This is a genomic window from Bacillus sp. 3G2, assembly GCF_044324725.1.
Lineage (GTDB): Bacteria > Bacillota > Bacilli > Bacillales > Bacillaceae_G > Bacillus_A > Bacillus_A mobilis.
Map to the genome: position 1 here is coordinate 1,006,074 of NZ_CP172246.1, position 19,721 is coordinate 1,025,794.

Here is a 19,721-nt window from a genome sequence, read left to right on the forward strand (position 1 = left end):
ATGCTTTGAGGGGATTTTTTGGATTTCGACATCCGGTTTTAATTGTAAGATATTTACTTTATAAGCGTTTGAATGTGATATAATTTTAATAATAATATTCCTTAGGAGGATGATGATCATTCAGACAATTTTAGGTATTATTGGAGCAATTGTTTTACTTGCATTTGTTATCCACCCTGGTGTCCCAGAAAAACGTGTCCCTCTAAAAAATACACTCGCAGTAATCCTGCCATTGGTTGTTATAGCCGGTTTCATTTCTTTGTATATATAATGAAAACAAGTACTTATCAAGTAACATTAAGATGGGTAGAGAAGTATATATATTTACTTTTCTACCTATGCGTAGTTTAGTAAAGATCTTCATCAACACTTTCACTGCGGCTTTTTCTTCATGATAATCAAGTACTAATTCCTTTAGCTTCCGGCTCCCACATAACATATAAGATATATAGTATACATTTTATTGATTATGTTACGCCGTTCAAAAAATCTGCTTTATAGAGCGTGCCCTGTACCTATCAAATTAAAAATTACCCCAAAACGAAAAGATGAACTTTTTTATTGTAAGTTAGGATACAATCTTGTTCTGGGGTAGTTGTATTTTCTTAGCTTGATAGCGATGGGAGTCCAATATATATTATTAAAATTAAGATAATTCAAGTCGAAGGAAGACACCATAGGTTATTTTTTATTATCCTTCGACAAAACATGAAAATGTACAAATCAATTGTTTGCTACTATGAGATGAGAAATCTTACATTCTAAAAAATCTATTTAAAATAACCAATACAGATAGGCGTGACAAAATGAAACAGTTACTCATGCTCTCTTCTATATCATTTTTAAAAATATAGATTTTAATTGTAAATAAGGGATCTAAAGTTTGTTTAATACCATTTTTTACGTAATAAATGAATGATGAAATTTTCTTAAGTGCAGTTACATTAGGAGGTTGCTGATAATGAGATTTAATAAATACACAGTCATGCTTATGTTTCTAGCCTTTGGCTCAAATACCGCATTATCTATGTGGCTCAAGCAAGGACTTTTAGGTGTTATCGCGGCTATTGTTCTTTTGTTAATCGCTGCATGGACTACAAAAAGACCTCATACAGACAACCAGCGCAAGTAAATTATTGTATTTCTCAATAAACAAAAACAACTTAACATGGTAAAATAATAATTGGATGGGAGTCCAATACATATTATTAAAATTAAGATGGTTCACGTCGGAGGAAGGCACCTTAGAGTGTCTTTTCTTTTTTCTAAAAGAGAGTTTTGCTTTAAAGAAGATAAATTTTCAATGGATTAATGCCATGCGTATGTAGATAAAGTTCATCAATACATTTATGTTCATGAATATGTACAATTACATAAAATTTCAGAGGAAAAGAGAGTATACTTTCTTATTGTGTAATAAAGATAAAGCCCGCCTACGGAAATAGGCGAGCTTTTTTAACATATAAGGAAAAGATAACTTTGCAAGTATCTTTCTTCGAGTTAAAATATTTTACTAGGTTAAGCTTTGTGATGATTATCTCTTTTCATTTAAAGGAACTAGAGTAGTGCATCACTTTATTTTTAAGCATCCTTCTAAACAAATATGAATATTTTCATTATCCTTTTCACTACAAAGGGTAGTAATTTAGAAGCTAAAAATGCAAGCACGAAAGCAATTCCCCATGTTTTCAGCCATGATTTGAGAAATAAAGCTGTATATCCAACGTTCATTGAAACCATGACGAAAGAGATAATACTAGATATACCTAAAATCATAAAGAGATTAAAAATCATTGGTTCAAATTTTTTATTGATTTTCAAAATTAACACCTATTTTCTATATATGCTTTGCTGTCTTTAATTTTACCAACATCTAATCTTACAGTTTGAAATCTAGGTTGTCCAGCTTGTTGTACTTTTCTGCAATAGCAACAATAGGTATATAACTATAGAGTAAATAAACGTCTTCATAATATATCATTAATATCTCTGCTTTGGATGATAAGGAGCAGAATTCAATAGGCTGTATGAAGAGAGAAAGGATCCCCTTAAAGGAGATCCTTTTTACATTTTAAAGAAATCCTTCATCATTTTCGCATCTTTAATGTTCACTACCACACCTTCAACTTTATCTTTCTTCTCACCTTTAGCAATCGTAATTTGTTCCTTATTATCAGCCCATACAAGAAACTCTTCTTTTGAGTCATCTTTATATGTAACGGTAATAGTAGAATGCGCAGACTCTCTCTTTTTTTGATCTAATGTGATTGTTTTAGGATTGCCTTTTTGGACTGCTGAAACGATAGAGTGTATCATTTCTTCGTTATCTGTTTGAGATTTTGAAACGTTGTTATTTATCGTGCTAAGTATTTCAATGTCTGTAATATTTGCGGAGTTTAATTGAAAGGCATTTTGTTTCTGTTCTTGTTTAGTTTGTGGAGATTTGTCTGTAGCTGAGGTGCTTGTACATCCTATTAAAGTGAAAGATAGAGCGGTTAGAGCACATATAGATATGATTTTTTTCATAATATCCCTCCTCACTTTTAATTATAACAATTTTCTGTTAATTGAGGTAGTTATTGTAAGTAGATTTATTGTACTAGTTTAGGGATAGATAAATTTCACATAACTTTTTTCAAATTTTATGTTTAACATTTCGAAAATAGGTGTACTACATATAATATAACAAATAATTCATTTTAAAGGAGGAAGTTAAAGATGGAAACGAAGTATAGTAAACCTTTTGTATATGAATTTATTACGGAGAAAGAGGTCATGAATGCGGCGAATGATCTAGTGAAGAAAGGAATAGACCAAAAAGATATTTACGTATTAACACATGAGAAAGAAAGGACAGATAGAATCGCAGACAATGCAGACGTGAATACAATTGGAATAAAAGAGGAGGGACTTGGGACAAGTATTATTAACGTCTTTCAAAAAACGGGAGATCAGTTAAGAAATAAGATGCAAGAGTTAGGACTTAATGAGGAAGAAGCTAATTTTTATGAAGAAAAGCTGGATGAAGGAAAAATCTTGTTATTCGTTAAGGATTTAGAAAGAGTCGGTGAATGGTTACAAGAAAGAAGATGCACGTATACTCTTTAAATCTATAAATCTATTACGAAAAGGAGATGGGGAATATGAGTAAGAGCGGACTAAAAGAACAAATTACGGGTAAGGTTGAAAAGACAAAGGGACAAGTAAAAGAAGGAATTGGTGAAGTTACAGAGGATAGAGAGCTGAAAAATGAAGGGAAGTGGGAGAAGACGAAAGGAACTATAAAAGAAAAAGTCGGAAAAGTGAAACAAAAGATAAGTGATGAATTGGATCATAAAGAATAATACATGTTTATCAAGCTTTGGTTGTACACCAAAGCTTGATAAAACCAATATAAAAATAATACAGGAGGTTTAATTATGGGATTTATTATTACGTGTATTGTAGGTGGACTTATTGGTGCGTTAGCTGGAATGATTACAGGGAAAGACTTTCCTTTAGGTATAGTTGGTAACGTTATTGCCGGATTAATCGGATCTTGGGTAGGTAGTGCATTATTTGGTCATTGGGGTCCTGAATGGGGAGGCATTTTCGTTCTTCCAGCGTTATTAGGTGCAATCGTCTTTATTTTAATCGTTACATTCTTTTCTAGAATGCTACGGAAAGCGTAAGTATGATAATAAATAGTAATCTTAAGTTTATTATATATAGCTATAAAGTAAATGAACTGATAAATATACATAAAGAAAGCATCCAATTAAACTAATTTGGATGCTTTCTTTATGTAATCTGCATAGGAATGAGTGGAGGATGAAGAACCCCCACTCATTAACATTACACTTTCTATTATGTATTAAACCATCGATACCTTTTTACAATTATTTATTCTTACAACCTGCCTTGGTTCTATATGAGATAAGTCCTCGCTATTACCTATATCAACTACAATTGTATTCGTTAGTATGTTAATAATGGAACCAACTAATTTTGTAGCATGATCGTGTCGATAAGAAAATTGAACGAAATCTCCCTTTTTAAAGTTGTTCTCTTCCATAGATAGATCCCCCTAAAAATAATGTTTATACATTATACATACACAAATTTACAAGGTTTAAACATTTGGTAGTATTTTTTAGCATTAAGCTGAGAAAGGTGTAGAAAATTTATTTATAATTAAAATAAAAAAATATGTTTAAAACTAATTTTTATGGGTAATTAAATAGTAATAGTTTGAGATAAGGGGGCGGAAATGATGAATTTGGCAGTAAATATTTTGCAAAATGATGTAGGTTATACGGTACAACTTAATGGTGAGATTGATGCGTATACAGCATCAGATTTAAAAAATAAGGTAATGCCTATTGCAAGCGAGAAAGAGGTTTATATTGTAGTAGATTTTACTGAGGTAGAGTATATGGATAGTACAGGCTTAGGCGTATTTATAGCTCTATTAAAAGCGGTTAAGAAAAATGATGGCAAACTAGAATTTATTGGTGTATCTAAAAGGTTAAAAAGATTATTTGATATTACAGGACTAACAGAAATATTAAATTTGAATTCCGATTTTGAAAAAGTAGAAAGAAGGTGACTAGGGATGATGGAGAGATTTGAAAAGATAGAAATGAAAATTCCTGCAAAAGCAGAATATGTGGCTATTATTCGTTTAACAATGGCTGGTGTTGCGAATCGGATGGGCTTTGCTTATGACGATATAGAAGATATGAAAATTGCGATTAGTGAAGCATGTACAAATATTGTACAACATGCATACAAAGAAGACGTTGGAGAAATTGCAATTGTCTTTGGACTATATGAAGATCGATTAGAAATTATGGTTGCGGATAATGGAGTTAGCTTTGATTTTAGCACTTTAAAAAGGAAAGTTGGTCCGTATGATATTAATAAACCAGTAGAACATTTGCCGGAAAATGGTTTAGGTTTATATTTAATCAATACGTTAATGGATGATATACAAATTATGCATGATGAGGGCATGACAGTTTTAATGACAAAATATATACAAAGAGAGCAGGTGGAGAATGATGGAAATCCAATCTCAACCTACAAATCTTGCTAAAGAAGACGTTATTAAACTAATTGCAGACTTCCAACAAAACCAATGTGATGAAGCACAGGAAAGATTAGTTAATCATTACAAAAATCTCGTATATTCTATTGCGTATCGCTATTCAAAAGGTGGGCCGATGCATGAGGATATTATACAAGTAGGAATGTTAGGGCTCTTAGGCGCAATAAGAAGGTATGATTATTCGATAGGAAATGCTTTTGAGCCGTTTGCAATACCTACGATAGTAGGGGAAATAAAGAAGTATTTACGTGATAAAACTTGGGGCATTCATGTTCCAAGGCGAATTAAAGATTTAGGCGGGAAGATTAAACTTGCGATAGAGGAGCTAACAGATCATTTGCAGCGTTCACCGAAGATTATAGAGATTGCAGATCATTTAGGACTATCCGAAGAGGAAGTGCTCGAAATTATGGATGCGAAAAATAATTATCGAGTATCGTCCTTAGATGATGTCGTTGAAAATTCATCTGATGGAAGTTCGGTAGCGAGAATTGAATCTGTAGGTGAAGTAGAGCAAGGATATGAAGAGACAGAAAGGCGTCTCGTTTTAAAGGATATTTTTAACGTATTAAATGATACGGAAAAGAGTGTTATTCATTATATATTTGGAGAAAATTTAAATCAAAAGGATACAGGGGAACGGTTAGGTATTTCACAAATGCACGTTTCTCGTATTAAAAGACAAGCAATAAGTAAATTGAAGCAAGCGGCATTTTTAGATACATAAAAATTTTAAAGAATTATGTTTAAAACATGAGAAACGGGGTAGTTATTAAGTATAGGAGGAGATATGAAAATGTCACACGATGTGAAAGAACTAATCGAAGGATTGAATGAAGATTTAGCAGGAGAATACTCGGCAATTATTATGTATAACCATAATGCAGCTACAGTTTCTGGTATATATAGACAAGTGTTAAAACCTTTCTTTGAATCTGAAATTAGTGATGAACAAGGACATGCCCTATATTTAGCGGAGAAAATTAAGACGTTAGGTGGTACACCTACTACGATCCCTTTACCAGTAAAACAAGTAGAAGATGTTAGAGAAATGTTAGAATACGCTAGACAATCAGAATATGAAACAATTAAGCGCTATGAAACGAGAAAAGAACAGGCAGCGAAATTAAATATGACAGAGTTAGTTGTAAAGTTAGAAGATATGATCGCAGATGAAACAAATCATATGGAAGAGTTAGATCGTCTTTTAAGTGACAAAGCACTAGTGTTAAATTAATAGTGGAAATTTACCCCACTTTAATGGGCAGTAAGACCCCCCACCTGAAAATGCAGCGAAAGCAAAGAAGTTAGGTGTGGGATCAACTGCCCCTAAAAGTCCGATTGGTTCAACTAATAATCAGTGGGGGATGAAGAAAACCCCCACTGATTAAAGTTTCACTTTATAGAGTGAAAGAACAAACCCTCATTTCTAGGGGGTTTGTTCTTTTGCTGTATAAATATGTTTGAGTAGGAAATTTTCATTTTATAACTGAGTATGCAATACTAGAAAAATAGAAAATGATAATCGATTTACATTTTAAATAAGAAAAGGGGAAATAACTTGTGTCCATTTTAATTGTCGATGATAATCCGGTTAACATCTTTGTAATTGAAAAAATTTTAAAACAAGCCGGATATCAGGATCTTGTATCGCTTAATTCTGCACAAGAGCTTTTCGAATACATCCATTTTGGAAAAGATTCTTCCAGGCATAATGAAATCGATTTAATACTATTAGATATCATGATGCCTGAAATTGATGGACTTGAAGTTTGTAGGCGATTACAAAACGAGGAGAAGTTTAAAGATATTCCTATTATTTTTGTAACAGCTTTAGAAGATGCGAATAAATTAGCTGAAGCGCTTGATATAGGCGCAATGGATTATATTACGAAACCAATAAATAAAGTTGAATTGTTAGCACGTATGCGTGTAGCATTACGCTTGAAATCGGAATTAAATTGGCATAAAGAACAAGAAGAAAACCTTCGTAATGAATTAGATTTAGCTACACAAGTACAAAGAAACTTATTAAGTAGTCCATTAAGAGAAAATCATATAAAAATTGAAGCAAGCTATTTACCTTCATTCAAACTAGCTGGAGATATGTATTATTGGTATAAAATCGATGAAAACCGCTACGGTATTATATTATTAGATGTGATGGGACATGGTATATCTGCTTCATTAGTTTGTATGTTTATTTCGTCTGTATTACGTGAAACGATTAAATCTTTAATCGATACAGAACTCGTCATTAAAGATTTAAATAAATATATGACTCTCTTACATAATGACAATGACGATATTCCATATTATTTTACAGCGATATATTTAGTAGTAGATACAGAAAAGGGAACGATTGAATATGTAAATGCAGGGCATCCTTCTGGATACGTTTTAGTTGATGAAGAGAATGTAGTGGAACTAAATCGCGGGAGTTGTGCGGTAGGATTTTTTGATGAAATAAAAGTTGAAAAGACTGTTATACCTTTTGAGAAGAACGCTCAAATTGTATTGTTTACAGATGGTGTTCTTGAGGCAATTGCAAATGATGAATTTGAGTCTGAAGAGAAGTTACGTGCTTTTACAGAAAGAAAATGGGGAGATTTAGAAGAAGAAATAGAAGGGTTTTATAAGGAAGAACAGAAGAAAGCACAATCAGATGATATGTGCCTCATTATGATACAAACGAATGCGAAATAAAAAGCGTATGAAATCCAAACAGAGGATTTCATACGCTTTTATTGTATTTTTTGATAGATTTGTTCGTACGGATTAAATTGGATATAATGCGGCATTATATCTGAAAAACGGAGAGTTTCTTTATTTCCTAAACATAGGAATCCGTTGTGACCTAAACTTTCATAAAATAGTTGCTGTACTTGGTTTTGAAGTTTACTCGTAAAGTAAATTAAAACGTTACGGCAAAGTATAATATGAAATTCATTAAAAGATTGATCTGTTACTAAATTATGCTGAGCAAAAATAATGTTTTGTAAAAGAGACGGATTAAAATAAGCGAAACGATTATCTGTTGAATAATAGTTAGAGAATGCTTGTGTACCACCAGCTTGTAAATAATTTTTCGTATAAGTTTGCATTTTATTTAACGGAAGGATAGCTTGTTTCGCTTTCTCTAACACATCTGTATTCATATCTGTTGCGTAAATAACAGCTTTTTCACTTAATCCTTCTTCGTGAAGTAAGATGGACATGGATAATACTTCTTCACCAGTTGCGCATCCGGCATGCCAAATTCTAATTTCAGGATACTTTTTTAATTCAGGAATGACATGCTCTCTGAGCGCTTTAAAAAAGTTAGGGTTACGGAACATTTCAGTTACATTAATGGAGAAATCATTTAATACCTGTTCTAAAACCCCTTCCTCATGAATTACTTTTTCAATTAATTTTGAAATGGTAGGGATGTTAGAGAGCTGCATTCTATTACAAATTCTTCTATAAATAGATGTGCGAGCATATTGGCGAAAATCGAAGCCAGATAGTTTAAATACCGCTTCCAATAGTAATTCAATTTCTAAGTTCGTACGCTTATCCATATCTACAGATGGATCAAAATTATAATACTTATTTTCCACTTAAACTAAACCTCACTTATTTTATTAACCATACACTCATTACCGAATAGAGTTGATGTAAATTTAATGGTTTACTTATATAATCTGAAGCGCCAGCAGATAAACATTTTTCTTTATCATTTGGCATTGCTTTAGCAGTTAATGCGATAATAGGTATTTCATGTAACCCTAAGTTCATTCGGATATGTTCCATTGTTTCATAACCGTCCATATTCGGCATCATAATATCCATTAAAATAAGGTCAATATTTGTATTGTTTTTTAGTATGTCTAAACACTCTATGCCGTTTTGTGCAGTAATAATGTTAGCATGTTGTTTTTTTAATGCATTTTGTAATGCAAATATATTTCGATGATCATCATCGACAATTAAAATAGTTTTCTCTTGGAAGACGTTATTTGTTTCTGGCGTCACTAGAGTTTCCTCAACAACTTCAGCAGGAACAATGTCTTCTATCGTTGCTGCGACTTCTAGGTTGGATACTTGTATATTAGTTAACCCATTTGGAAGGTTAGGAATATATACGGTAAAAGTACTGCCTTCTCCTACATTACTCTCTAACGTAATCCAACCACCTAATAATCTAGCAAACTCTTTACAAATAGATAACCCTAAGCCTGTACCACCATATTTCCGAATCGTTGCGCCATCTGCCTGTTGGAAGGCTTCAAAAATAAGTTGATGCTGTTCTTTAGCGATACCAATGCCGGTATCTTTTACCGAAATTGTCATCCAGTCTTTACTTATAGACTGCATATCATGAGTTAAATTGGTTGTTTCTATCGAATCGAAATGTAAAGAAACGGATCCTTTTTCCGTAAATTTAAATGCATTGGATAATAAGTTTTTAATAATTTGTTCAATCCGCTTTGCATCTGTATAAAATAAATCAGGAATTGTATCACTGTCTTTAACCGTAAATTCGACACTTTTTCGTGCAGCTATATGTAAAAAGTTTTGCTGCATACTTGCTGCCATGTCACTTATGTTCGTTGCTTCGAAAATCACATCTAGTTTCCCAGCTTCTACTTTCGATAAATCTAGTATGTCATTAATTAAAGTAAGTAAATCTTTCCCTGATGAATGAATGACAGTTGCTAATTCAATTTCATCGTTTGATAAATGATTGTCATGATTTTCTTTTAACATTTCAGATAATAGTAAAATACTATTTAACGGTGTGCGTAATTCATGTGACATATTTGCTAGAAATTCTGATTTGTATTTTGAGCTACGTAATAACTCACTTGCTTTTTCTTCTAATTCTGATTTAGTAATTTGTAAGTCAGCTGTCTTTTGTTCGGCCTCTTCCGTTCTAGACTCTAGTTGTTCATTCGTTGTTCGTAATTCTTCAGCTTGCATTTGTAGTTCTTCAGCTTGTGTTTGCAATTCTTCTGATTGAACTTGCAGCTCTTCTGTCATTGCTTGTGATTCATGTAAAAGAGTTTGAATTCGCATACGTCCCATAATGCTATGGATCGTTAAACCTAGGTTATCAACAGTTTGTTGAATTAAATCTTGATGTAAGTCTGAAATCTCAGTTACACTCACTAACTCTATTACTGCAATCACTTCATCCTCAAATAAGATAGGGATGACTAGTAGGTTTTTAGGGCGTATTTCTAATAATCCAGTAGTAACGTAACGAAACTCTTCAGGTATGTCCCTGAGAATAAAACTTTTCTTTTCTAAAGCAGACTGTCCAATGAAACCTTCCCCCATTTTAATGGATTGTTTCCCAATATCAGCACCTTGATCTGCGAAAGAAGCTTTTTTCACATAGTAGATAGTGTCTTCAATTTCTTCACGAACATAAAATGCACCACAAGAAGTTTGCGTTTTTTGTATAATGCCGCTCAGAATTTTATTACCTAACATTTCGATAGAAGATACACCTTGATACTTTAAAATTAACTCTGCAAGCTCAGTTTGTAGCCACTCTCTTTTCGATATTTCGTCTAGTAGGTGGTTCGTTGTATGAGCCAAATCTTTTATTTCATCATGAGTGTTTACATGAATTCTTTCCGTAATTTTTTCTTTCGAAGAAATGGATTTAATAGCTTGAATTACATTTTTAATCGTTTTTGTAATGGAATTCGAAATATAGAGTGAAATGATAATAGAAATAAAAGAAAGTAAGAACAATAAACTATATAACCAAATCTCTAATTTATTATTTTCGGTATCTAATTGTGCAGCTCTTTTCTTCGTTAGTTGCTCCTCAACACTACGGAAGTTCGTTACCTGCGATTGTAGTGACTGAATTTGAGTCGTATCGATTGCTTGTACGTTATTACTATTGCTATTTGTAATAAGTGGGTGAATCTCTTTATTAATCCAACTAGTAATGTTTTCATTAATCTGTTTTAACTTTTCTTGCTGAGAGGGGTTATCCTCTAATAGAGCAAAAAGATCTTGATAATCTTTTTCGTAATCCTTTTCCACAGCATTAAGGGATTGAACGTAATTTGCATCATTAGAAGTGATAAATCCTTTCGCTTTATTTTCAATTGTTAGCAATTCTTTCTCCACTTGATTCGTTAAATTAAGTACTTTGAAATCGTGCTCAATAATAAAATTACGAGATTTTTGTAAACTGGAAATCTCATTGTTTAGCATAATGAAAGAAATAAGTAAGAACAAAATGATAACTAAATAACCAGCCATAATTTTGTAGCGAATACTAAATTTTGCTTTCGAGTGCATTAAAAATTCCTACCTTCAAGGTTATTAAGAGTTTTCAATCGTAAAGAATGAAAACGTAATATATATTATACCAGTTTTCGTAAGGCCGAACTAGAAATCCCCCTATTGTATTAGGGGGTCTCTTTTTGAATTGAGGAAATCATTTTGAAATATAAAACTATATATGAAAAGTAACAATCGAGGGAATAGGGGGATAACAAAATTTTTAAGAAGGAAAGAGTGTTCTTAAAGCTTTTTTTGCATCTATTCCTTCAAAGATAAATAATACAAGTTCTTTCTTTTTGACAGTAAGGAAAAATGATACTAATGTGCTTAAGTTTTTAATGGAAGTAAGTGTTCCGTGTTTACCTATAAATAAAGTTGTTTGAAATGTTGTCATTAAAGCATAAAAATGATGAATCTGCGTTATTGTAGGTGTTTCATTATAAAGAATAGTAGTAGATTGGATTGCATTCATCGAAATATTCCTTTCCATATAGTAAGCATAACAATATAAACATACCCGTTTTAAAAAATGTTAAACATATAAATAAAAAAATATAATTATAGTTTTTTATGTTTAGAAAGGGTTACGAAGGGTATACATAAACTACAAAGAGATTGACTGAAGATGAATTGTAAGATTTCTAGTCTATAAAAATATACTTTTACTTTAAATAAAAAGGAGTCTGGTATACATGAATGAACTGATGATTGATATTACATTTGATTTAATTTACTTGTTAAGTAGTTCGCTTGTAATGCTTTTACTATTCGCTTTTTTCATAAATGGTTATGTTAATAAGAAGATTAGTGTATACAGAAATGAAGAAAGATAAAGATACATTATATAAAACTTTAGGAGGTTAATAGTTATGAATATAGATAGAAAAATAGTAGGTGTTTTTAGAACAATCGATGATGCGGCATTCGTTATTAATGAATTAAGTGATAAAGGATATCCAGCTGATAATATTTCAGCTATTGCAAAGGATCAAAAGGAAATTGAACATCTGGAAGAAAAATCGGGTGAAAAAGTGAATCATGAAACCGCACATAAAGCGGATATCTTTTCAGCGACAGGGCTTGTGGCAGGAGGAGTAGCAGGCGGACTCGGAGGTTTATTAACAGGTCTTGGTGTACTTGCCATTTCTGGAATGGGTCCAATCGTAGCAGCGGGACCTATCGCAGCAGCTATTGGAGGAGCCGGTATTGGCGGAGGAGCTGGAAGTTTAATAGGAGCATTTATCGGCTTAGGAATCCCTGAGGAACATGCTAAGAAATATGAAGAATACATTTATGATGGAAATATATTAATTTTAGTAGATGCAACATTAGATGATAAGTTAGAAATTTATAAAATATTTGATAAGTATAATGCTTATAACTCCGATTTCTTTAAATAATATGTACGTCACATATTAAACACAGTGAATATCGTTTTTTGATCTTACAACTTTGGCGCGACCGAGGAGTCGTATGACTATAAGAGAGGAAGGGCTTATAGCAAAAGATCAAGTTTAAGAGAGAAGAGGTGTCTTTTCGTGATTGTAAAAATAGTAAAGGATAGTAGTAATAGTTTCCTTTGTACAGTTCAAAATAAAAATGGAGAGAAGTATGTGAAGAAATGGTTTCGTAAACAGGAAAATAAGGGGGAATTAGGGCGACCAACTTTTAAAGAAGTAGAAAAGGATTGGAAAGAAAATAGAGAATCATTTATGTATCCAAATGTTAAAGCGCTTTCTTAAACATAATAGGCGTTTTATTCTTACAAAATTGTCACACTCCTGTAAGGTAATTCAATAGATTAGATACTTTTTCCATGTCATAATAAAGATATAAGAAAGCTTATTCAAACTACAACTTATTAGGAGAGTGTCAGTCATGATTGTAACAACAACGTCTGGAATTCAAGGTAAAGAAATTATTGAGTATATCGATATTGTAAACGGTGAAGCTATTATGGGTGCAAATATTGTCCGCGATTTATTCGCTTCTGTTCGTGATGTTGTCGGTGGTCGTGCTGGTTCTTACGAAAGTAAGCTAAAAGAAGCTCGTGATATCGCAATGGATGAAATGAAAGAACTTGCAAAACAAAAAGGTGCGAACGCTATCGTTGGTATTGACGTAGATTACGAGGTTGTTCGTGATGGAATGTTAATGGTTGCTGTAAGTGGTACAGCTGTACGTATATAAGTAAATAAAAAACAGGCTCACCCCTCGAAGTTTATGCTTTGAGGGGATTTTTTTGTTTTATGACTAACGTTGACAAGAAATTATAATTACATATGTTCAAAGTGGGCAAAACGTTATTGTAAAAAATGCTAGGATTGCTCCTAGCATTTCGTGAGGGGGTATTGCACGGGAATTTAGATAATAAGCAGACACACTTGCTTATTTCAAATGTAGTATATATTGTTTTCAAAGGGAAAAGTAAGAAATACAACAATCTTTATATATGTTTAACGAAGGTGCTAATTATATGACAAATAATAAAATTGTTATTTAAGGTAAGAAAAGGTGTATAGGATGTGGAAGGTAAGTTGATAGCATTGATGCAAAAATAAAGGACAGTACATATTGTATATGACTACTATGTACTGTCCTGATTATTCTTTTTGGATTACGAAAAATTATCTCCTGTCTTGCTATAAGTTTCATAGGCGAAATAACCAAATAAATAGCCTATTCCAGATCCTAAACTAACTGAAAGCAGGGAGAAGTCCGGGAAAAACATGCCGAAAATCAAACCGATTATACAGCCGACAAGCATTCCTATAGGTATGAGACTATCTAATAAATTTTGAGCTTCTTTTGATTTTTTCTTACCTAATGTTCCTTCGTTATATTTACGTTCCATTCTTTTCATTACAAATACTACAATTCCACCAACTATTACAACAGGCGCGATTGCCGAAATGAACCACATGTTAGAAGCTCCTTTCACCTTTTAATATAATTATACCAGATACTTACAATTCGGCATTCCTAAACGTACTATCTAGTCTATTTAAAAGGCCAATCAAAAAGACTCCTTCCTTTGCATTTAATAACTCGTCAAAAACACTTTCCGATACGATAAACTTAACTAAATCTATACAATTCAATCAAATTTACACAAGTTAGTGCTTCATCGTGTTCTCGCAGCCCCAAAGGGACGAGGGGTATAACACTCCACACGAGGCAGTATCGTTACCTCCTATTATCAAGCATTTATTTTACCCATCTTGATAAATTTATCGACGCATTTACATCCCTATCGTGATGGCTATTGCATGAAGCACAACACCACTCACGTATTTTTAAACTCCACTGTCCTTCTGGTTGAACTGAATGGTCGTATTTTACGCTGCAACATGAGCAAATCTTGCTTGAGGCGAACCATTTATCAGCTTTTACATACGCAATGCCATACTTCTCGCACTTGTATGATAAACATTGAAAGAAGAAGTTTAATTTTTGAAATGAAAATGCTTTCGATAGTTTTTTGTTTTTTAACAGGTTTGAGATAGGTAAGTCTTCCACAACAATCCTCATTGGTTTGGTTTTCACCAATTTAGCTGTTGCTTGATGGATATGGTTATTTCGGATATTTATAATTTTCCTAGATAACCGCAGGTGCTCCGTTTTCGCTTTTTCATATCCGGCAGACTGAATTTTTACACCTTTTTTAAATCTCCTAGACATATCTCTTTGCGCTGACTTTTTCCTTCTCAAAAGTTTTTTAACCTTAGCATCTTTGTTTATATTTCGTTCTTTCATACCATTAGAAGCTACAAACAGCTCTTTTAAACCAACATCCACACCAATCGACTCATTGGTTAGTTCTTGGGATTCAAAATCTTCTTGGAATCCTACACTAATCCACCAGTGACGACCGTCAAATGTAACTCTTGGATTGGATGGTTTTTTATTTCTTGGTAGTTGTTGGCTTGTTTTCACTTCTCCGATAGACTGAATATGAACTACCTTCTTTCCTATAGCCAGTCTTTCATAATTGGCATAAAATCCTTGGATTACATCTTTTTTGGATTTATAAGAAGTGTGAGAACCATTTTTGTACTTTTTGAACGAATTTTTTCTCGCCGTATCAAAATCTTTTGAAGCCTGTTTAGGAACTTGTGCATTGATGTCTTTTAACCACTCATATTTCTTTCGCTTCTTGATCTTTGTAAATCGTTTCTGTAAAGCTAACTGTGAAACAGATTTTCCAAATAGCTTATAGTATCTATCACTCATTCTTTTACAATAGTTATAAGCGAATCTTGCAGCACCGGCATGGTTTCTAAGCACTTTTTCTTGTTCAGGCGTTGGAATTAGTCTAACTTTCTTCGCCAATATCATCAGAATGTAACTCCTTTAATGAAAGATTTGTTCTTCTGAATCGTAGCGTGTTCCACCAGCATTCCCCTTAGACTACTCGGATGCAAACCTGTTAATTCTGATACTTGACTAACTCGTGAAAATTTCATTATTATTCTTACCTCATTAAACCTAATATAGCACATACGTTCGATAGGTTCAATGAGGTTTGATAGATTTAATTAAATGTATCTCGTTCAACTAAGGGCGCAATTCCTTAGCCAGTTCTCTTATGAACTTCTCCTGTTTTCACATGAGCGCAGACTATATGTTTATCTCTTTAGAGATAGAGGATTTTTCCACCACCATAGGCTTGTGGTGTACTCTCGTCAGTTATACGAGATAGTCGTTGAACGTTCATCTTATCCATTTTGACTTAGATGATTCGAGGCGGAAGACCCATTGTTCTAGTGTTTAGGATTTAACCTTGCACGATCTGATTGATTTTTTCTGCTTTCGCGACATTCACGCTCGCTATTTCTAGCCACGTTGTAGTTCAATCAGCTTTAGGGATTGCCCGCAGTTAACCCTCACTACTAGCCAATCACTTGACTAGCAGGGCTTACTGATATATTTAATTAACTTTCGTTATAATTGGTTAAATAAATCGTAACAGTTAGTTACCCTTTCGTTTTCTCAGCAGACTGCACAACATCAACTGCTGCTTTCACATCCGCTAAGTCATACGTAGAATGTACCGTCATAAAACGTAATTGCTTATTTTCCACTAAGCGAATTAAGTGACGAAACGTTTCTTGCCATTTATATGGTGAAGCTTCTTTATTCCAATGTCGTAAATGAAATATGTTTGCGTGCACTTTTGCTTTCGTGACAATCTCTGCCCAGTTCACTTGTATTCCTGATAGAAGGCCGATCGTTAAAAAGTGCCCGTTTGGACGTAAGGAGAAAGCTAATGTATTTCCATCTGGTCCTCCGATAGAATCAATCGCAGCATCTGCACCAATCCCGTTTGTTAATTCCATAACGGTTTCATAAAGCGGGGCGGTGGAAGTATCAATTACATACTCGGCACCAAGGCGCAGTAACTCTTCTGTATGCTTATTATTTCTTGTAACAGCAATTAATCGGAAGTTTAAAATTTGTGATAACTGTGCAAATAGATGTCCAATAGCGGATCCGCAAGCATTCACTAATAAAACGTCATTACTCTGTAAGTTTAACGTTTCTGTACAAGTAACCCAAGCTGTAAGTGGATTAATATACATTTGTGCCGCTGTGAAATCATCGATGGAATCCGGAATAGGGACTACAAAATCAGCTGATGTCTTCACATACTCTTGCCAAGTACCTTCTCCGCGTAACGGTAAAACACGTTTACCGATAAGGTCTCTCGTAACGCCCGCGCCTACATCTTCTACAATACCAACACCTTCATAACCAGGTATGTTAGGTAAAGGAATTCTATGAGCGTACGCTCCGGTAATGGGAATTAAGTCAGATGGGTTAATCGGCCTAACTAACATACGGACTAAAACGTCATTATCTTTTAATGGTTCTATATTTTTATATTCAACTTGTAATACATCTTTTGGGTTGCCGAACTTGTGAAATTGAATGTGTTTTCCGTGCAAGATACATGTTCCCCCTTAGTTTGATTGGGTTTATTATAGCATTTTTGGTTTTGGGGGTTATTTTGTTAAATGTATTTTAAAGGAGTAGGGTTCATAAAAAATAAGCTCATAGTTGGTTTCCCTTCATGTGAAATATTCCATTTATCATTCATGATTGGAATGTTTTACGGGTTATCTTATAATGTTTTATAAGGAGATTAGGATTTTAAAATTTTATAATTTAATATTATGTAGTGAAATGAATTCACTGCTAGGGCTGTTGGGAAAGGTTGAAGAGGGATGGTTACCAAAAATATGGAATAAAGATTATTTTATAAAGGATGTGTAAAGGTGAGTTTTATTAATTCTTTTTTTGAAAAGAAAGGTGAGCATGTTCAGCGTTTATTTTTTGATATAAGATTTTTATTTTTCGGTTTCACTCTTATATCTTCTTTAGGATTTCTCATTATATATAGTTTTTTGTATGGATATTATTTTAGTGGTGATGAATTTTTTCAAATCTCGAATTTTAATATAGTATCCAATTTGATACCTTTTAGTATACAAACTCTAACTATTACTTCTATATTTTTTATTTGCACTTATTATATAATTTCAGCATCTATTCCTTTGATGCGCAAAAATAAGGAGAAAAAGGGAGCTATCTTCATTTTATTAGGTTTAATAATCTTCTTATTAAACCTGTTTATAACGATGTTTTTTGCTAATGAGATTACATTCATTAGTATGTTAAGTTTTGCTTTTATATGGATATTTGTAGGCTTTACACTATGTTTTTTATATACTATTAATATAGCGGAAAAACACCCAATTCTAATGATAAGTGCGGCTGTGCTTCAGTTTTTGCTACTAGCCTTTATCGGACAAGTATTAAGTGTTATGAAAGTATTAGATGAAAGTATATACATGGAATTATCTACTGTATTATTCATTCCATGTCTTTTCATTACACTAATAATATTTCGTCATTACCATAGTAAGAAATGGTTCAATTCTATAAGCTGTTTACCGTTTTCTATTATAATTTCTATGCTATTATCTTTGGGTTTAGGGAAGAATAATATAGTATTTTTTTCTGAAAAAGCGATTTTTATTGCAACAATGCCAATTTTGCATTTCGCTATTTTAAAAATAGTTAAACTAACTCAGAAAAAGATAGAAGAAAAGGTAAAATTAGGCGCTAGTAAGAAAATCGAAGGGGAAATCGAAGAGAAGCAGGAAGAAAATAAGGAAAGGTCTTTTGAAAATAATTCAATTTTATATATAGTTATTTATAAATGTTATAGTATTCTTTCTAACAAAGCTAATAATGTAGTGAGGTTAGTAATTGGACTTGTACTCTTATTCGCTTTTGTTTCGTTACCCAGATTCTCTTTATGGAGTGGACAATTCATAAGAATAATAAACCAACCGTTTGAAAAACCAATTAAAATTACTTATGTAAATCAGTCAGGAAAAGAAAGTGATTTAGTTGGAAATTATTATATAGAAAATAATTCAATTTTATATATATCTAATAGGTGTTGGGACTTAGAGGTTATAAAGCCTATTAATTATCACATTAAACCAATAGATAAGGAAAATAAGCAAAGTTGTGAAAAGAAGGATCCTACTGTATGAATAAAAAGAAGCTGTATCAAAAAAATTGATACAGCTTTTTTCGTATATTATATAAAATATAGTTTTTAGTTATGTTTTAACAAAGCATATAAACTATTTACCTATTAAGCCGAAGCTCTCTTCATTCTCTCAAGTAAACTAGATAACACATGCGTACGATACGATTCTAGTTTTTTGCCTTCATAAGTACGGATACCTAATTTTTTAAGTTCTTTTACATACCAACCTTTGCTTCCGAAATACATGTAATCGCTCCCCTTCAACTTTGTTTTTATTTGTTCTGATTGCATATGGAGGTACAGGATAATAATGAAGGAAATGAATTTCGCGCGAAAATGGTTAACTTTGTTGCAAAAGACATATATACTAAGGATAGTATATAACGAGGTGGGCAAGACGTGATTATAGAGAAGCACGAAATTCAAATTGACCAAATTACGAGCGGTAAAGTGAATATCTTTACTTTCTATAGAAATAGAAAGCAAATTGATGATCATTTTTTACGATTGCAAGAACCATCGCTTACAGCAAACTACTTCTTCCATTTTCATTTTGATGCAGAGAGCTTGCATCTACTGCAGGAAGAGTTTCCAAGCGTATATCCGTACGACGGTAGTGAAACGATTCACAACTGGACGGAAAAGATGAAAGCAGAGTTGCAACATCAGATCCAAACAGGAAAATGGAATAAGCGCGTACGTATCGGTAATCGCATTCTAGATGTGGCGTTTACGTGGTGTGATGAAGATATAGTAGAGTAAAAAGAAGCG

26 protein-coding genes are annotated in these 19,721 nt (G+C 32.9%); 16 read left to right on the forward strand and 10 right to left on the reverse strand.

Translation table 11 applies throughout. The annotated features are described in order from the left end of the window. The first annotated feature begins 112 nt into the window (after positions 1–112). Positions 113–271, forward strand: a complete 159-nt coding sequence (locus ACHZK0_RS05120) for a hypothetical protein (protein WP_395761748.1) — start codon at positions 113–115, stop codon at positions 269–271. Between the two features lie 690 nt (positions 272–961). Then, a complete protein-coding gene (locus tag ACHZK0_RS05125) occupies positions 962–1,132 on the forward strand; it encodes a hypothetical protein (RefSeq protein WP_262741510.1) in 171 nt (56 codons plus the stop codon). A gap of 461 nt (positions 1,133–1,593) precedes the next feature. On the opposite strand, the gene ACHZK0_RS05130 is transcribed toward ACHZK0_RS05125, so the two are convergent. Beyond that, positions 1,594–1,821, reverse strand: coding sequence for a DUF2798 domain-containing protein (locus tag ACHZK0_RS05130; protein ID WP_212957011.1), 228 nt, complete (start codon positions 1,819–1,821; stop codon positions 1,594–1,596). A gap of 243 nt (positions 1,822–2,064) precedes the next feature. Continuing rightward, positions 2,065–2,526 (reverse strand): hypothetical protein, encoded by a 462-nt coding sequence (locus ACHZK0_RS05135; RefSeq protein ID WP_395761273.1) that lies wholly within the window; start codon positions 2,524–2,526, stop codon positions 2,065–2,067. 192 nt (positions 2,527–2,718) lie between these two features. Between ACHZK0_RS05135 and ACHZK0_RS05140 the strand changes: the two genes are divergently transcribed. The 3 genes from ACHZK0_RS05140 to ACHZK0_RS05150 all read left to right on the forward strand — a co-directional run bounded on the left by ACHZK0_RS05140 (position 2,719) and on the right by ACHZK0_RS05150 (position 3,671). Further along, the gene (locus ACHZK0_RS05140; protein WP_097865278.1) at positions 2,719–3,108 is read left to right on the forward strand and encodes a general stress protein; all 390 of its coding nucleotides are present in this window, start codon (positions 2,719–2,721) and stop codon (positions 3,106–3,108) included. Between the two features lie 35 nt (positions 3,109–3,143). Continuing rightward, a complete protein-coding gene (locus tag ACHZK0_RS05145) occupies positions 3,144–3,344 on the forward strand; it encodes a CsbD family protein (RefSeq protein WP_395761274.1) in 201 nt (66 codons plus the stop codon). 75 nt (positions 3,345–3,419) lie between these two features. Further along, the gene (locus ACHZK0_RS05150; protein WP_242308245.1) at positions 3,420–3,671 is read left to right on the forward strand and encodes a GlsB/YeaQ/YmgE family stress response membrane protein; all 252 of its coding nucleotides are present in this window, start codon (positions 3,420–3,422) and stop codon (positions 3,669–3,671) included. 182 nt (positions 3,672–3,853) lie between these two features. Here the strand turns inward: ACHZK0_RS05150 and ACHZK0_RS05155 are convergent, their stop codons facing one another. Further along, the gene (locus tag ACHZK0_RS05155; protein ID WP_395761275.1) at positions 3,854–4,054 is read right to left on the reverse strand and encodes a methyltransferase; all 201 of its coding nucleotides are present in this window, start codon (positions 4,052–4,054) and stop codon (positions 3,854–3,856) included. Between the two features lie 195 nt (positions 4,055–4,249). Here ACHZK0_RS05155 and ACHZK0_RS05160 point away from each other — a divergent pair, with 195 nt between their 5' ends. The 5 genes from ACHZK0_RS05160 (at position 4,250) to ACHZK0_RS05180 (ending at position 7,795) form a co-directional block, all read left to right on the forward strand. Then, positions 4,250–4,588 carry an STAS domain-containing protein gene (locus ACHZK0_RS05160; protein ID WP_395761276.1) on the forward strand — a complete coding sequence of 113 codons (339 nt, stop codon included), beginning with the start codon at positions 4,250–4,252 and terminating at the stop codon, positions 4,586–4,588. 6 nt (positions 4,589–4,594) lie between these two features. Continuing rightward, on the forward strand, positions 4,595–5,077 hold the full coding sequence (gene rsbW / locus ACHZK0_RS05165) for an anti-sigma B factor RsbW (protein WP_262741506.1): 483 nt from the start codon (positions 4,595–4,597) through the stop codon (positions 5,075–5,077). After that, the gene (gene sigB / locus ACHZK0_RS05170; protein WP_395761277.1) at positions 5,040–5,816 is read left to right on the forward strand and encodes an RNA polymerase sigma factor SigB; all 777 of its coding nucleotides are present in this window, start codon (positions 5,040–5,042) and stop codon (positions 5,814–5,816) included. Before rsbW ends, sigB begins: the two co-directional genes overlap by 38 nt. A 69-nt stretch (positions 5,817–5,885) precedes the next feature. Next, on the forward strand, positions 5,886–6,326 hold the full coding sequence (locus tag ACHZK0_RS05175) for a ferritin-like domain-containing protein (protein WP_375810986.1): 441 nt from the start codon (positions 5,886–5,888) through the stop codon (positions 6,324–6,326). Between the two features lie 326 nt (positions 6,327–6,652). Then, the gene (locus ACHZK0_RS05180) at positions 6,653–7,795 is read left to right on the forward strand and encodes a fused response regulator/phosphatase (RefSeq protein WP_262741504.1); all 1,143 of its coding nucleotides are present in this window, start codon (positions 6,653–6,655) and stop codon (positions 7,793–7,795) included. 38 nt (positions 7,796–7,833) lie between these two features. On the opposite strand, the gene ACHZK0_RS05185 is transcribed toward ACHZK0_RS05180, so the two are convergent. The 3 genes from ACHZK0_RS05185 to ACHZK0_RS05195 all read right to left on the reverse strand — a co-directional run bounded on the left by ACHZK0_RS05185 (position 7,834) and on the right by ACHZK0_RS05195 (position 11,855). Then, on the reverse strand, positions 7,834–8,691 hold the full coding sequence (locus ACHZK0_RS05185) for a CheR family methyltransferase (protein ID WP_395761278.1): 858 nt from the start codon (positions 8,689–8,691) through the stop codon (positions 7,834–7,836). A gap of 16 nt (positions 8,692–8,707) precedes the next feature. Then, positions 8,708–11,398 carry an ATP-binding protein gene (locus tag ACHZK0_RS05190; RefSeq protein ID WP_395761279.1) on the reverse strand — a complete coding sequence of 897 codons (2,691 nt, stop codon included), beginning with the start codon at positions 11,396–11,398 and terminating at the stop codon, positions 8,708–8,710. Between the two features lie 205 nt (positions 11,399–11,603). After that, on the reverse strand, positions 11,604–11,855 hold the full coding sequence (locus ACHZK0_RS05195; protein ID WP_000991709.1) for a hypothetical protein: 252 nt from the start codon (positions 11,853–11,855) through the stop codon (positions 11,604–11,606). A 220-nt stretch (positions 11,856–12,075) separates the two neighbouring features. Between ACHZK0_RS05195 and ACHZK0_RS05200 the strand changes: the two genes are divergently transcribed. The 4 genes from ACHZK0_RS05200 (at position 12,076) to ACHZK0_RS05215 (ending at position 13,573) form a co-directional block, all read left to right on the forward strand. Next, positions 12,076–12,216, forward strand: a complete 141-nt coding sequence (locus ACHZK0_RS05200) for a hypothetical protein (protein WP_001004256.1) — start codon at positions 12,076–12,078, stop codon at positions 12,214–12,216. Positions 12,217–12,252: 36 nt separating this feature from the next. Then, on the forward strand, positions 12,253–12,783 hold the full coding sequence (locus tag ACHZK0_RS05205; RefSeq protein WP_270343566.1) for a general stress protein: 531 nt from the start codon (positions 12,253–12,255) through the stop codon (positions 12,781–12,783). A gap of 138 nt (positions 12,784–12,921) precedes the next feature. Next, a complete protein-coding gene (locus tag ACHZK0_RS05210; RefSeq protein WP_262741500.1) occupies positions 12,922–13,125 on the forward strand; it encodes a DUF4028 domain-containing protein in 204 nt (67 codons plus the stop codon). Between the two features lie 136 nt (positions 13,126–13,261). Beyond that, entirely contained in the window at positions 13,262–13,573 is a 312-nt protein-coding gene (locus ACHZK0_RS05215; RefSeq protein ID WP_000637510.1) for a heavy metal-binding domain-containing protein, read from the forward strand. Positions 13,574–14,000: 427 nt separating this feature from the next. Here the strand turns inward: ACHZK0_RS05215 and ACHZK0_RS05220 are convergent, their stop codons facing one another. The 3 genes from ACHZK0_RS05220 to ACHZK0_RS05230 form a co-directional block, all read right to left on the reverse strand. Beyond that, entirely contained in the window at positions 14,001–14,306 is a 306-nt protein-coding gene (locus tag ACHZK0_RS05220; protein WP_098375425.1) for a hypothetical protein, read from the reverse strand. 284 nt (positions 14,307–14,590) lie between these two features. Further along, the gene (locus tag ACHZK0_RS05225; protein WP_395761280.1) at positions 14,591–15,721 is read right to left on the reverse strand and encodes an RNA-guided endonuclease InsQ/TnpB family protein; all 1,131 of its coding nucleotides are present in this window, start codon (positions 15,719–15,721) and stop codon (positions 14,591–14,593) included. 638 nt (positions 15,722–16,359) lie between these two features. Further along, complete coding sequence (locus ACHZK0_RS05230) at positions 16,360–17,331, reverse strand: zinc-dependent alcohol dehydrogenase family protein (protein WP_395761281.1); 972 nt, start codon at positions 17,329–17,331, stop codon at positions 16,360–16,362. 330 nt (positions 17,332–17,661) lie between these two features. Here ACHZK0_RS05230 and ACHZK0_RS05235 point away from each other — a divergent pair, with 330 nt between their 5' ends. Further along, positions 17,662–18,951: a hypothetical protein gene (locus tag ACHZK0_RS05235; protein ID WP_395761282.1), complete on the forward strand. Its 1,290-nt coding sequence runs from the start codon at positions 17,662–17,664 to the stop codon at positions 18,949–18,951. A 104-nt stretch (positions 18,952–19,055) separates the two neighbouring features. Here ACHZK0_RS05235 and ACHZK0_RS05240 read toward each other — a convergent pair whose 3' ends face one another. Further along, entirely contained in the window at positions 19,056–19,196 is a 141-nt protein-coding gene (locus tag ACHZK0_RS05240; protein WP_000273537.1) for a YflJ family protein, read from the reverse strand. A 153-nt stretch (positions 19,197–19,349) separates the two neighbouring features. Here ACHZK0_RS05240 and ACHZK0_RS05245 point away from each other — a divergent pair, with 153 nt between their 5' ends. Further along, positions 19,350–19,712 carry a hypothetical protein gene (locus ACHZK0_RS05245; protein ID WP_063260023.1) on the forward strand — a complete coding sequence of 121 codons (363 nt, stop codon included), beginning with the start codon at positions 19,350–19,352 and terminating at the stop codon, positions 19,710–19,712. Positions 19,713–19,721: the final 9 nt, after the last annotated feature.